Below are 12,303 nucleotides of genomic sequence, written 5' to 3'. Positions count from 1 at the left end.
CGCGGCCGCCGCCCTGGGGCAAGGCTGTTGGGCTAGGCTGCGAACACGCGCCGACCATGGAATTTGGATGGCCGTGCATGCGGGGAGAAAAATGGCTGAATTCACGCTCTATATCGGCAACAAGTGTTTCTCCTCATGGTCGTTGCGGCCATGGCTGGCGATGAGGCATCTGGAGATCCCGTTCGAGGAAGGTTTCGTGCGGCTGCGCACGCCTGAAACCTTTGCCAATCTGGCGAAAGTGTCGCCGACCGGTCAGGTGCCGGTGCTGAGTCACAATGGCAAGATCGTCTGGGAAACCCTTGCTATCCTTGAATATCTCGCCGACCTGTTTCCCGAGAAAAAGCTCTGGCCGGCCGATATCGACGCCCGCGCGCTGGCGCGTTCGGCCGCGAGCGAGATGCATTCCGGCTTTCGCGAGGTCCGCTATGGCTGGCCGATGAATTTGCGCCGGCCGAAGGGCCACAAGCCGCTCGACGCCGAGGGCGAGGCGCAACGCGCCCGCATCGAGGCGCTGTGGCGCGAGTGCCGGGAAAAATACGGCAGGGGCGGCCCGTTCCTGTTTGGCCATTTCACCGCGGCCGACGCCATGTATGCGCCTGTCGTCACCCGTTTCGACACCTATGGCGGCACGCTGGCGCCGGATACGCGCGCCTATCTCGACGCCGTGCTGGCAACGCCGGCGATGCGGCACTGGTATGCCGAGGCGGCCAAGGAGAGGTGGCCGGAACCCGGCCCGGACGAATAGCCGGATCCAACGAAAACGCCCCTCGCACCTTTTATCGTGCGGGGGGCGTCTTTGCCATCAACCGTTCTTTCGATTGCTCTCACGAACTGCTGACGACAAGGCATAAATGCGCCTTTGCGCGGATGGTTCCTGGATGCCAGAAAATTTTTTCAACTTGGCGCAAGCGCGCTGTTTGGCGCCCGGTTTGCCGTCATGCCAGCTGGTTTGGCCTGGTGTTTTGGGAGAAATCCGCATCTGTGGCTTTATGCAAATTTGACAGCGCGCCAAAAGAAGCCTACAAGCAATTGTCGATATTTGTTTGACTGACTTTTGTTATCCGCGCTTTCGAGCGCGCCTTTGACGAACTTCCCACATCAAAAATCGGGACAAACGACGTTGTGCATCCGCATGGCGTCGAACGAATATTTGCCATGGAAAGGGTTCGTCATGAGCACCGGCACAGTTAAATGGTTCAACGCCACCAAAGGTTTTGGTTTTATTCAGCCTGACGACGGCTCGGCCGACGTTTTTGTCCACATCTCGGCCGTAGAGCGCGCCGGCATGCGTGACATCGTCGAGGGCCAGAAGCTCGGCTACGAGATGGTCCGCGACAACAAGTCGGGCAAGATGTCCGCCGACCAGTTGAAGGCGGCCTGAAAAACGAATTTTGCTCTCCCGGTGACCACGGATGTACTGGCACCGGTGAGTGGCGAATTCGGGCGCATGGCCGCGGCGACCTGAGTTTCCACGGCATATCATGTGCATAAGCAGGGCGTTCCCGTGCGGTGCATCCTTTTGGATGTCATCTGGTTGCGCGACGCTCTCATGGAAGGTCAGGCGGTGCCTGGCCTTTTTCATTTTCCGCGCCTTGCCGCCGAAAGTGCGCTGCGCGCCGGCCTGGACGTGCTAAGGGACGCTCCAGCAATTTGAATTCGCCGCGCGTATTGCTTTGTGCGTGATCCTGACCGAAGACCCGGTCTCGCTCCATCGGCACAGGCTCCTGACAGGAGAAAGATTTGACCACCAGTTCAAAGACAACCGTCGATCAGGCCGCGTCCCTGTTCAGCAAAACGCAAACCCAGTCGATGTCGCTCAACCGCATCAATTCCGAGCGCGACGCCGTCAGCGAGGCACGCGAAGCCAAGACCGCGCGTCTGCGCGAATTGCGCCTGGAGAAGGAGGCCGACGAGATGGCCGCCGCCGCCGCGCTAGCCGCTTTGCCGAAGCGGGCCGGACGACGCTGATGGCCACCAAACGCGTACCGCCAACACCGATCGCCGCCGACGCAACCATTGCCGATATGGTCGAAGGCCTCGACAAGCCGGTCGAATTCGTCCGGCGTGTGCTGGAAAAGCTCGAACGCTGCAAGCGTGCCCACGGTGATGCCCAGGTTCGCGTCGGCGTGCGCGGCCGCGCCGAATGCCCGAACTACCTGATCGAGTATGTCCGCGAAGACGCCAAGACCCATGAGCGGGTGACGTATCAGGACGCCGCCTACAGCGGCAGCACGCATCGCGAGCTGGCAGCCCATCACATCGAGGCGGTGAAAAACTGGTCGCCCGAGGAAATGAACATCACGGCCGTTTCGGCGCTGATCGGCCGCCTGCGCAATCCGCGCGCCCCATCATCGCGCTTCGCCGACGAGGACTGACATGGCCATAAAATTCTCCTCCAAGGATCAGCCGGCAGCCTCGGGTGCCGCGGCAAAACCGGCCAAGCCGGTTGCCGCGCCGAAAGCTGGCGATGCCACCGAGGCGGCGACCGACCTGTTCAAGTCGCCGGCGGATTCGCCGAAGGGCAAGACGGCCAAGAAGAAATAGCGCCTTGCCGCAAGACGCAGATCACAACCCCGCCGCGCCAGGGCTGTCCGCCCTGGTGGCCGCCGCAAGCGTTTTGTCGTCGCAACAGGGCACCTTCGATTGCCAAAGCTGCGGTGCCTGCTGTTCCTATTCGGCCGAGTGGCCGCGCTTTTCCACCGAAGATGACGCACAGCTCGACCGTATCCCGGAAAAATATGTCGCATCCGACCTGTCAGGCATGCGTTGCGAGGGCGTGCGCTGCTCGGCGCTGTCCGGCGAGATCGGCAAGTCGACCGCTTGCGGCATCTACGACGTGCGGCCGGACGTCTGTCGCGCCTGCATGCCCGGCGACGAGGAGTGTCTGATGGCACGCCAGGCGCTCGGATTACCGGTGTAGCCAATCTCCCGTCGCCTCCGCTTGTGCGCCGACCCGCAGCCCGGTACCTTCCTGGCCGGGTAGGGTGCCGGAGGAACCATCGTGAGCATCGAATTTCTGTTGACGTCCCTGATTGTCGTGGCTTCGCCCGGCACCGGCGTTCTCTACACGCTGAGCGCCGGCCTCTCGCGCGGTGCGCGGGCCAGCGTCATCGCCGCCTTCGGCTGCACGCTCGGCATCATCCCGCACATGGCCGCCGCCATCACTGGCCTGGCGGCGCTGCTGCACACCAGTGCGCTCGCCTTCGAGACGCTGAAATATCTCGGCGTCGCCTACCTGCTCTACATGGCCTGGAACACGCTGAAGGAAAAGGGCGGCCTCAGCGTCGAGCAGGATGTGACGCCGCGCTCGGCCGGCAAGGTGATTGCCACCGGTATCCTCGTCAACGTGCTCAATCCGAAACTGTCGATCTTCTTCTTCGCCTTCCTGCCGCAGTTCGTCAGCACCACCGAGCCCAATGCGCTGTCGAAAATGCTGGAACTGAGTTCCGTCTTCATGCTTTTGACCTTCGTGGTTTTCGTCGGCTACGGCATCTTCGCAGCCTCGATCCGCAGCCATGTCGTCTCGCGGCCAATGGTGTTGACCTGGATGCGCCGGACCTTCGCCGGCGCTTTCGTCATGCTCGGCGCAAAGCTGGCGCTGGCCGATCGGTAGCGGGGAGCGGTTCAGTCTCGCTGATCCGCTCTCCTTTGTTGCGCTATTCCGGGCGAAAAGCGGTTATGCGCTTTCGGGGCATTGCTCGGGGCGCGCTACCCCTTCACATAACCCATCGCTTCGACGATCCGCCCATCGGCCACACGCATGAGGTTGACGCCGCGCAGCGAATTGCCGTCGGTCATGAAATAGCGCCAGCGGATCGTTGCCCGGTCACCGGCAACGAAGGTTTCCTCGATATCGAAGCGCGTGCCGGCCTGGGTCGCGATCGCCGTCCAAAGCGCGACGCACGCTTCCTTGCCGGCATGGCGGGCGCCGTCCGGCGCCGGCACGGTGTTCTCGATCACGCAATCGTCGGCCACCAGCTCGGCGAGTGCCGAAGGATCATGGCGCTGGAATACGTCGTTGTAGCGCCGCATGATCTCGGCCGTCTGCTGGGACAGACCGTACGCGTTTGCGTCCATGACAAGCTCCTGTGTCATCTTCTTTCTCCTGGCTTCATTGACCTTTGGTGGCTTCGACGAGCGTTGCCTTGAGGGTGATCTGAGACACGCCGCCAAGGGCCCGCGAGACGAGGCAGCCCGCCTTGGCGGACTGTGCAAGGCGCTCGAATTCATCTTCGGCAAGTCCCGCGACCTCTGCCTCGGTTTCGAGTTCGATGCGGGTGATCGTCGGACCGGCAGCGGTTGCGCCAAGATGCACCTTGGCGACGGTGCTGATGCTTGTCGGGACATGATTGGCGTTGCCCAGTATGGCGCTCAGCGCCATCGAGAAGCAGCCTGCATGCGCCGCGGCGATCAGTTCTTCCGGGTTGGTGCCCGGACCGTTCTCGAAACGCGACGGGAAGGAATAGGCGCCTTCGAAGACGCCGCTGCCGAGCCGCAACCGGCCCGAACCTTCCTTCAACGTCCCTTGCCATTTGGCCGAGGCTTCACGAATTGTCATGGTCGTTCTCCCTTGGGTTTGAGGACTCGATGGGTCAGGCGCCGTCGATGATCACCTTCCCGAAGACGTCGCCCTGCTGGAAATAGCGATAGGCATCGCCGGCCTCGGTAAAGGCGAAGACCTTGTCGATGACGGGCCGCAGGCGGTGCTGCGAGACGGCGCGCAGCATGGCTTCGAGATTGGTCCGGCTGCCGACGAACAGGCGGCTGATGGTGGCGAGGCTGCGCTGGTAGAGTGCCGCCGGCAGCTGAATCGATCCGCCTTTCGCATCCTGCAGCGTCAAGAGCACGATGTGCCCGTAAAGCGTGCTGGCGATCAGCGACTGCGTGAAGGTCGCCGGGCCGCCGGTCTCGACGACGAGATCGATGCCGCCGGTCTGGTCGCGGACGGCCGCGCCCCATTGCGGCATATCCGATGTCGAAATCACCAGGTCGGCGCCCAGCGCCCGCAGCCTGTCGGCTTTCTCGCCGCGCGAGGTGACGGCGGCGACATGGCAGCCGAGCAGCTTGGCGAACTGCAATGCAAAGAGGGAGACGCCGCCCGAGCCGATGACCAGAACCCATTGGCCGGGCTTCGGAATTCCGGCGCCCGTCACCGCATTCCAGGCGGTCAGGCCGGCGCAGGTCAGCGTTGCGGCCTCTTGCCAGTCGAGATGATCGGGCAGCCGCACCGCCCATTGTTCGTCGAGAACCGCATATTCCGCCAGCATGCCGTCCAGCGTGCAGCCGAGCTGGTCGACGAGCCCGGCATGGATGCGGCCGTCGATCCAGCGCGCGAAATAGCTGCCGGTGACACGGTCGCCGACGGCAAAGCGGGTGACGGCAGCGCCGACGGCTACAATCTCACCAGCCCCGTCGCTCAGCGGCACGACGCCCTGGCGCGGCGTCAGCGGATAGGCGCCGTTGAGGATCATCGTGTCGCGCCGGTTGAGCGAGGTGGCGCGAATGCGCACCACGATCTCGTGCGCTCCCGGCTCCGGTCGCGCCTCGTCCCGCAGCACCAGGCTTTCGATTCCGCCGGTCCCTTCAAGGCGATAGCTGCGCATTTCGAACCTCAAATATATAGACTGGTCTACATATTATGTAGACCGATTGTCATATTTTGCGCAAGGCCTATAATGATCTCTCCTGACAGAGGTTGACATGGCCAACGACACCCGCACCCGCATACTCGAGACGACTGGGCTGCTGCTCAGGCAGCGCGGCTATCACGGCACCTCGCTCAACGACATATTGAGCGCCAGCGGCGCACCGCGGGGCTCGCTCTATTTCCATTTTCCCGGCGGCAAGGACCAACTGGTCATCGAGGTGACGCGCGCCAGCGTTGCCGACGTGACGGAGAGGCTGGGCGAAGCGCTGGCCGCCGAAAAGGATCCGGCGGTGGCCGTCCATCATATCTACCAGTCGGTGGGGCGCATGCTGGAAGACAACCGGTTTTCACTCGGCTGTCCGATCGCGCCTGTCGTGCTGGACTCGCCCACCGACGTGCCGGAACTGGCGGAGTTGTGCCGCTCGGCCTTCGAACAGTGGATAGGCCTGCTGCGGGACGCCTTCGTCAGGGCAGGGGTGCCCGCGCGCCGCGCGCATGCATTGGCACTGCTGGTCGAATCGTCACTGGAAGGGCTGATGGTGATCGCCCGCGCCACCCGAGACCGCGCCCCCTTACAGGCGGTGGCTGATGAGGTCGCGGCGTTGATCGAAGCCGCGGTGCTTGCTGGCGAGGTAAAGCAACGCGCGGATGCCGCCGTCTGAGAACCGACGGAGGCGCGGCGATCGAGGTCCGCGTAAACGAAAAGGGCGGCATCTCTGCCGCCCTTTCCGTATCTGAAGGCTGATAGGGCTGGATTAGAAATCCATGCCGCCCATGCCGCCCATGCCGCCGCCCATGCCGCCAGGCATGCCGCCGCCGCCAGCCGACTCCTTCTTCGGAGCCTCCGCGATCATGGCTTCGGTGGTGACCAGCAGGCCGGCGACCGAGGCCGCGTCCTGGAGAGCGGTGCGAACGACCTTGACCGGATCGACGATACCCATGGCGATCATGTCGCCATAGTCGCCGGTCTGGGCGTTGTAGCCGAAGGTCGCGCCCTTGTTCTCAAGGATCTTGCCGGCAACGATCGATGCTTCCGCACCGGCGTTGGCCGCGATCTGGCGGGCCGGAGCCTGCAGCGCACGACGAACGATGTTGATGCCGGCGGCCTGATCGGCGTTGACGCCGGTGGCCTTGATGTTGGCCGAAGCGCGCAGCAGCGCGACGCCACCACCAGCAACGATGCCTTCTTCCACGGCCGCGCGGGTCGCGTTGAGGGCGTCATCGACGCGGTCCTTCTTTTCCTTGACTTCGACTTCCGTCGCACCGCCGACGCGGATCACCGCAACGCCGCCGGCGAGCTTCGCCAGACGTTCCTGCAGCTTCTCCTTGTCGTAGTCCGAAGTGGTCTCTTCGATCTGCTGCTTGATCTGGGCAACGCGGCCCTGGATCTCGGCCTTCTTGCCGGCGCCGTCGACGATGGTGGTGTTCTCCTTGGAGATCGACACCTTCTTGGCGCGGCCGAGCATGTTGAGGCCGACGTTCTCGAGCTTGATGCCGAGGTCTTCCGAGATGACCTGGCCACCGGTGAGGATGGCGATGTCTTCCAGCATGGCCTTGCGGCGATCACCGAAGCCCGGCGCCTTGACGGCAGCGATCTTCAGGCCGCCACGCAGCTTGTTGACGACCAGCGTGGCCAGAGCCTCGCCTTCGACGTCTTCCGAGATGATGAGCAGCGGCTTCGAGGTCTGCACGACGGCTTCGAGAACCGGCAGCATGGCCTGGAGGTTGGACAGCTTCTTCTCGTGCAGGAGGATGTAGACGTCCTCGAGCTCGGCAACCATCTTGTCGGCGTTGGTGACGAAGTAGGGCGAGAGATAGCCGCGGTCGAACTGCATGCCTTCGACGACTTCGAGTTCGGTCTCGGCGGTCTTGGCTTCTTCCACCGTGATGACGCCTTCGTTGCCGACCTTCTGCATCGCTTCCGCGATCATCTTGCCGACCGACTCGTCGCCATTGGCCGAGATCGTGCCGACCTGGGCAACTTCCTCGGAGGTCTTGATCTTCTTGGCAGCCTTCCCGAGCGCCGAGACGACTTCGGTCACGGCCAGATCGATGCCGCGCTTCAGGTCCATCGGGTTCATGCCGGCGGCAACGGCCTTGTGGCCTTCCTGAACGATCGACTGCGCCAGAACGGTCGCGGTCGTGGTGCCGTCGCCGGCGATGTCGTTGGTCTTCGAAGCAACTTCGCGGACCATCTGCGCGCCCATGTTCTCGAACTTGTCTTCAAGCTCGATTTCCTTGGCGACGGTGACGCCGTCCTTGGTGATGCGCGGGGCGCCGAACGACTTGTCGATGACGACGTTGCGGCCCTTGGGGCCGAGCGTGACCTTCACCGCGTCGGCGAGGATGTTGACGCCGCGCAGCATGCGCTCGCGGGCATCACGGGAGAATTTTACGTCTTTGGCAGCCATTTTTAGCTCCTGGCAGGGGCTTTGATCGAGCCCGGGAATTCAGTTGACGGAAAGGCCTGATATCAGCCGATGATGCCCATGATGTCGGATTCCTTCATGATCAGAAGGTCTTCGCCATTGAGCTTGACTTCGGTGCCCGACCACTTGCCGAACAGGATGCGGTCGCCGGCCTTGACGTCCAGCGGGACCAGCTTGCCAGCTTCGTCACGAGCGCCGGAGCCGACAGCGATGATCTCGCCTTCCTGCGGCTTTTCCTTTGCCGTGTCGGGGATGATGATCCCGCCAGCGGTCTTGGATTCGGATTCGACCCGGCGAACGACCACGCGGTCATGAAGCGGGCGGAACTTCGACTTTGCCATTTTTTCTTCCTCGATGAGAACGGTGAGAAACAGTTCCTCCATCCGGCGGCGCCGGACATGTGGTTAGCACTCACCAAAGGCGAGTGCTAACGTGGCGCTGAAATAGGCTGGCGGCGCGCCGGAGTCAAGGCGCTCGGAGCGCCTCTTGGCGCATGATGATGAACTTACCGGTGCCTGGCCGAACCGAGCACCAGAAGCGGGCACCGTTCCGCTAGCGGATAGCTTCCGCTCGGCACGACGCGCACGTCGCCGAACCAGTTGGCTGCCTCGTTGGTCAGCGTGGCCAGCGTCGCGAAGCTGTAGCTTATGTCCGAGCCTGCATAGACGTCGATCGTGTTGATCGAGCTCATACTCCATCCTGTTCGCGCGGCAAGAGCTTCGCGGTCCGGAAACAGTCTGCCGAATGCATCGCGGATCGTTGCCACCTTGATGGTAAAATCGCGGTCGTCGGTCGTACACGCCATCGCAATCCGCCATTTGAGCGCGTGGAAATTCTCGATCCCGCCGGCCAGAACCAGAGCTTCGATGCCGCACAGATCGTCCGCCGTTTCCGGTCGTGCGAAGACGCGGATCGCTGCGCGCCTGCCAGGCTTCAGCACCCTGGCGACCTCGCCAAACAACGAACAGCGCGCCGCCTGGGAAGCGACCGCCGACAGGCATCCGTCGCCGATGACGGCGTCGATGCTTGCGCGGTCCACGGGCAGGTTAAGCCAGTTGCCGGCAATTGCCCGTCGCGAGCCGTCGTCGCCAGCCCATACGCCGGAAATCATGGCCGCCGACTGGTCGACCGCCAACATCGACTTGCCCAAAACTGCCAATTCCGGGGTAACCCCCAAGAGAAGGACATCGGCATTTCCGAGATCAAGTTCGCGATCGAATATAGCGACGGTTTCCGCTGTCGGCCGGAGCGGCGCTTCCAGAAGTTTCCAATGGCGGTGGTAATCGTCCCAATGATTTGTCATGCAATTCCATTGGCCCCCTGCACGCCTGGATTTTGGATATCACCGGGGCTTAATAGAGGTCGTTGGACAAGCCAAGACATTTCAAGGCATCTACAGACAGTCCAGGAGGTGGATAGTGGCGCGTATCGCCGTGATAACGCATGAGCATGACAGGTTCCTGGGCAGGCGCGATATTCTGCTGCGCAGGAGCAGCCCATACATGCTGTTCGACATTCTTGCGGAATTGAAAAGGCGCGGCCATTCGGTTCGGGTTCAGCAAGGCCTGTCGAAGCCGGTCAGCGCCGATATGGCGGTATTGCATGTCGATGCCACGGTGACGCCCACGGACTATGTCGACTATGCCCGGAGTTTTGCATTCTGCCTCAACATCGGCGCCGCCGACATATCCAAACGGCGGATCAGTGGTGCATTGATCGACAAAACCGACAGCTGGCAAGGTCAGGTGATTGTCAAAAGCAATCTCAACAATCGGGGAATTCCGGAGACGCTCCTCAACCGGCGATCCGAGCGCGCGGGCAAACAGCCGCCGTTTCCGCATTTGCCAATCTTGCACCCCTATGAGATCCACGGATCTCTCGGCGACGTTCCAGACGGCGTCTTTGATTGCGACGATCTCGTCGTGGAAAAGTTCATTCCGGAGAGAGAACCCGACGGTTTTGCTGTTCGTTTCTGGGTGTTTTGCGGAGAGCGAGAGCGCTGCACCCGCTACGTCTCGCCAAACGGCCTGGTCAAGGCATCGGAGACGATCCGGCGCGAGCCCGTCCCGGTGCCCGACGAATTGCGTGAGCGTCGGCGTGAACTCGGCTTCGACTATGGAAAATTCGATTTCGTCATGCACGAGGGCAGGGCCATCCTCCTCGATGCGAACAAGACTCCCGGCCGTCCGCAAAATCTCGTCAAGATGTTCGCGGCCGGCGCTTCGGATCTGACACACGGCTTCGAAGGCCTCGTCCATCGGGCGAAATAGGCGCGGCTCTAGAGGAACAGCCGCAGCTGCGTGTGAATGATGGACCGGTAATCCTCGATGGTCCGGCGGCTTTCCGCTTCGCCCTCGGCAAGCGCCAGGCGCACCACGCCGCCGGCGAGCTGGAAGATCAGCAGAACCATACGTTCGAACTGCTCGCGCCTCTCGGGCTCGAGCAAGGCGATGACGTGGTCGCAGAACATTTTGGCTTGGTGCCGCGTTTCGGCGAGGTCGAGGTTCTTGAGCGCCTTGTCGGCCTGGATGGCGTTCTGCAGATCCTGGATGGCCGGATCGCCGGCGACACGGCTGAGATAATCATCGAGCAGCCGGTCAGCGGCCACGATGACATCTTTCGCCTCGTGAATTTCGGCGATGATCGTCGTCAGCCGTGCCCGGCTGACCTCTGAAAACCGCTCATAGAGCATCGCCAGGATCGCCGATTTGTTGGGAAAATAATGGTAGACGGTGGCGATCGGTCCGCCCGCCAGCATGCCGACTTCCTTCATGGTGACGGCGTCGATACCCTTTTCCCCGATCAGCCGCATGGTCGTCGACAGGATCGCGTCGATGCGCTCGCGGCTGCGTTCCTGCTTGGGCCTGCGCCTCGGCTCGGTCGCCATTCTCTTCAATTCCGTCATGCACCGATCTTTCGCACGGTTTTTAGATTCCGGTTGACAAGAAATATGATCAAGTATCAGTTTCGGAAATACTGACAGGTTGTCAGCTTTTTTGCCGCGCGGCAAGGACGTTGGGAGGCGCCTTTGGCTTCGACAGATATCGGCCACGCAGGCAGTGGCGACTGGCTGGTCGGCAATCCGACCGGCTGGCAGCTCGCCTCGGCCCTGTGGATCGGTTCGGTCGGCCTGCTCATCCTCGGCCTGCAGCCGGTGCTGCTCGGAGCTCTCTACACCGAAGGCCATGTCAGCGGCGACGAACTGGCGCTGGTCGCCACCGCCGAGATGATCGCCATTGCCATCGGTTCGGCCGTCGTGGCGATGCTGCTTTCGGCCCACAATATGCGCTGGAAAAGTGCCGTCCTTCTGCTGCTGCTGGCGCTGGCCAATGTGTGGACGGCCTATGCCGCGAGCGCCAACATGCTGATTGCGGCCCGCGCCCTTGCCGGGCTCGCCGAGGGCGGTCTGGTCGCCATCGCCACCGAACTGATCGCCCGCTCGCGGCGCGCCGAGCGCATCGGCGGCTATTTCGTCACCATGCAGACGCTGGCGCAATGCGCGCTCGCCCTGTTGCTGGCGCTCTATGTCATTCCGGCCGCAGGGTCGGCGGGTGGCTTCATCGTTCTTGCCGTCGTCTGCGTCGTGTCGCTGGCGGTCGCTTTCACTGTCCCAGGTGACTATGCCGACCTGCCCAAGGAAGAGAATCTGGCCAATGTGCTGACGGTTCCCTCGATGACCGCGCTGCTGTCGGTCTTCTGCTACTTCATGTTCTTCGGCGCGGTCTGGGCTTTTCTGGAGCCGCTAGGCGCGCAATACGGCATCGATGGCCGCACCGTCGGCCTGATCGTCTCGGCCAGCCTCGCGGTGCAGGTGTTGGGGGCGATGACGGCGACCGCGTTCGAGGCGCGCATCGATTATCGCCTTGCCATCGCGGCGATCGGCGTCGTGGCGCTTGTCAGTTCCCTGGTTCTTGCCAGCAGCCCCGGCCTGACGACGTTCTGGGTCGCTGCCCTGGCCATGGGCTTTATCCTGCTGTTCATCGTGCCCTACCAGATCCGTCTGGCGATCACCGCCGACGAGACGCGCACCGCCGTGCTGCTGGTGCCGGCAGCCCAACTGTTCGGCCTGGCGATCGGGCCGATTGCGGCGTCGCTGCTCATCGATGGCAAGGATTTCCGGCCGGTGCCGGAATTCGCCGCCGCCAGCGCGGTGGCAAGCGTGGCGCTGCTCGGTCTCTTCGTCCTTGTGTCGCGTCGCCGTCGTGCGGTTGCCTGAGCGGGGAGGTG

General features: G+C 62.7%; 17 protein-coding genes. 10 read left to right on the top strand and 7 right to left on the bottom strand.

The window, feature by feature from the left end; genetic code table 11:
* The first annotated feature begins 91 nt into the window (after positions 1-91).
* From LB519_RS14425 to LB519_RS14395, 7 genes are all read left to right on the top strand, one after another.
* The gene (locus LB519_RS14425; protein WP_064994375.1) at positions 92-745 is read left to right on the top strand and encodes a glutathione S-transferase family protein; all 654 of its coding nucleotides are present in this window, start codon (positions 92-94) and stop codon (positions 743-745) included.
* A 426-nt stretch (positions 746-1,171) separates the two neighbouring features.
* Positions 1,172-1,381, top strand: a complete 210-nt coding sequence (locus LB519_RS14420) for a cold-shock protein (protein WP_010915421.1) — start codon at positions 1,172-1,174, stop codon at positions 1,379-1,381.
* Between the two features lie 359 nt (positions 1,382-1,740).
* A complete protein-coding gene (locus LB519_RS14415) occupies positions 1,741-1,968 on the top strand; it encodes a hypothetical protein (RefSeq protein ID WP_224620305.1) in 228 nt (75 codons plus the stop codon).
* Entirely contained in the window at positions 1,968-2,375 is a 408-nt protein-coding gene (locus tag LB519_RS14410; RefSeq protein WP_013532398.1) for a hypothetical protein, read from the top strand. Before LB519_RS14415 ends, LB519_RS14410 begins: the two co-directional genes overlap by 1 nt.
* 1 nt (position 2,376) lies before the next feature.
* Entirely contained in the window at positions 2,377-2,544 is a 168-nt protein-coding gene (locus LB519_RS14405; protein WP_013532397.1) for a hypothetical protein, read from the top strand.
* A gap of 55 nt (positions 2,545-2,599) precedes the next feature.
* Positions 2,600-2,920, top strand: coding sequence for a YkgJ family cysteine cluster protein (locus LB519_RS14400; protein WP_032809400.1), 321 nt, complete (start codon positions 2,600-2,602; stop codon positions 2,918-2,920).
* A gap of 81 nt (positions 2,921-3,001) precedes the next feature.
* Positions 3,002-3,613, top strand: coding sequence for a LysE family translocator (locus tag LB519_RS14395; RefSeq protein ID WP_013532395.1), 612 nt, complete (start codon positions 3,002-3,004; stop codon positions 3,611-3,613).
* A gap of 95 nt (positions 3,614-3,708) precedes the next feature.
* Here the strand turns inward: LB519_RS14395 and LB519_RS14390 are convergent, their stop codons facing one another.
* Genes LB519_RS14390 through LB519_RS14380 form a run of 3 tightly spaced genes read right to left on the bottom strand, consistent with a single transcriptional unit; the run spans position 3,709 to position 5,603 of the window.
* On the bottom strand, positions 3,709-4,095 hold the full coding sequence (locus LB519_RS14390) for a nuclear transport factor 2 family protein (RefSeq protein WP_224620304.1): 387 nt from the start codon (positions 4,093-4,095) through the stop codon (positions 3,709-3,711).
* 16 nt (positions 4,096-4,111) lie between these two features.
* Positions 4,112-4,558, bottom strand: a complete 447-nt coding sequence (locus LB519_RS14385) for an OsmC family protein (RefSeq protein ID WP_224620303.1) — start codon at positions 4,556-4,558, stop codon at positions 4,112-4,114.
* A gap of 34 nt (positions 4,559-4,592) precedes the next feature.
* On the bottom strand, positions 4,593-5,603 hold the full coding sequence (locus LB519_RS14380; RefSeq protein ID WP_224620302.1) for a zinc-dependent alcohol dehydrogenase family protein: 1,011 nt from the start codon (positions 5,601-5,603) through the stop codon (positions 4,593-4,595).
* Between the two features lie 97 nt (positions 5,604-5,700).
* Here LB519_RS14380 and LB519_RS14375 point away from each other — a divergent pair, with 97 nt between their 5' ends.
* Entirely contained in the window at positions 5,701-6,309 is a 609-nt protein-coding gene (locus tag LB519_RS14375; protein WP_127366269.1) for a TetR/AcrR family transcriptional regulator, read from the top strand.
* Positions 6,310-6,402: 93 nt separating this feature from the next.
* Here LB519_RS14375 and groL read toward each other — a convergent pair whose 3' ends face one another.
* The 3 genes from groL to LB519_RS14360 all read right to left on the bottom strand — a co-directional run bounded on the left by groL (position 6,403) and on the right by LB519_RS14360 (position 9,379).
* Positions 6,403-8,058, bottom strand: coding sequence for a chaperonin GroEL (gene groL / locus LB519_RS14370; RefSeq protein WP_224620301.1), 1,656 nt, complete (start codon positions 8,056-8,058; stop codon positions 6,403-6,405).
* Between the two features lie 62 nt (positions 8,059-8,120).
* Complete coding sequence (groES, locus tag LB519_RS14365) at positions 8,121-8,417, bottom strand: co-chaperone GroES (RefSeq protein WP_006203049.1); 297 nt, start codon at positions 8,415-8,417, stop codon at positions 8,121-8,123.
* Positions 8,418-8,581: 164 nt separating this feature from the next.
* Positions 8,582-9,379 carry a class I SAM-dependent methyltransferase gene (locus LB519_RS14360; protein ID WP_224620300.1) on the bottom strand — a complete coding sequence of 266 codons (798 nt, stop codon included), beginning with the start codon at positions 9,377-9,379 and terminating at the stop codon, positions 8,582-8,584.
* On the opposite strand from LB519_RS14360, the gene LB519_RS14355 reads away from it, so the two are divergent.
* Positions 9,378-10,346, top strand: coding sequence for a hypothetical protein (locus LB519_RS14355; RefSeq protein WP_224620299.1), 969 nt, complete (start codon positions 9,378-9,380; stop codon positions 10,344-10,346). The two genes, LB519_RS14360 and LB519_RS14355, sit on opposite strands and share 2 nt — an antisense overlap.
* A gap of 8 nt (positions 10,347-10,354) precedes the next feature.
* Here the strand turns inward: LB519_RS14355 and LB519_RS14350 are convergent, their stop codons facing one another.
* The gene (locus LB519_RS14350; RefSeq protein ID WP_224620298.1) at positions 10,355-10,981 is read right to left on the bottom strand and encodes a TetR/AcrR family transcriptional regulator; all 627 of its coding nucleotides are present in this window, start codon (positions 10,979-10,981) and stop codon (positions 10,355-10,357) included.
* A gap of 123 nt (positions 10,982-11,104) precedes the next feature.
* Between LB519_RS14350 and LB519_RS14345 the strand changes: the two genes are divergently transcribed.
* Positions 11,105-12,292 carry an MFS transporter gene (locus tag LB519_RS14345; RefSeq protein WP_063170196.1) on the top strand — a complete coding sequence of 396 codons (1,188 nt, stop codon included), beginning with the start codon at positions 11,105-11,107 and terminating at the stop codon, positions 12,290-12,292.
* The last annotated feature ends 11 nt before the right edge of the window (positions 12,293-12,303 follow it).

Source organism: Mesorhizobium sp. AD1-1 (assembly GCF_020164655.1).
Classification (GTDB): Bacteria; Pseudomonadota; Alphaproteobacteria; order Rhizobiales; family Rhizobiaceae; genus Mesorhizobium; species Mesorhizobium ciceri.
Note: the sequence above shows the minus strand (reverse complement) of the source record. Positions and strands in the feature narration are given on the sequence as shown.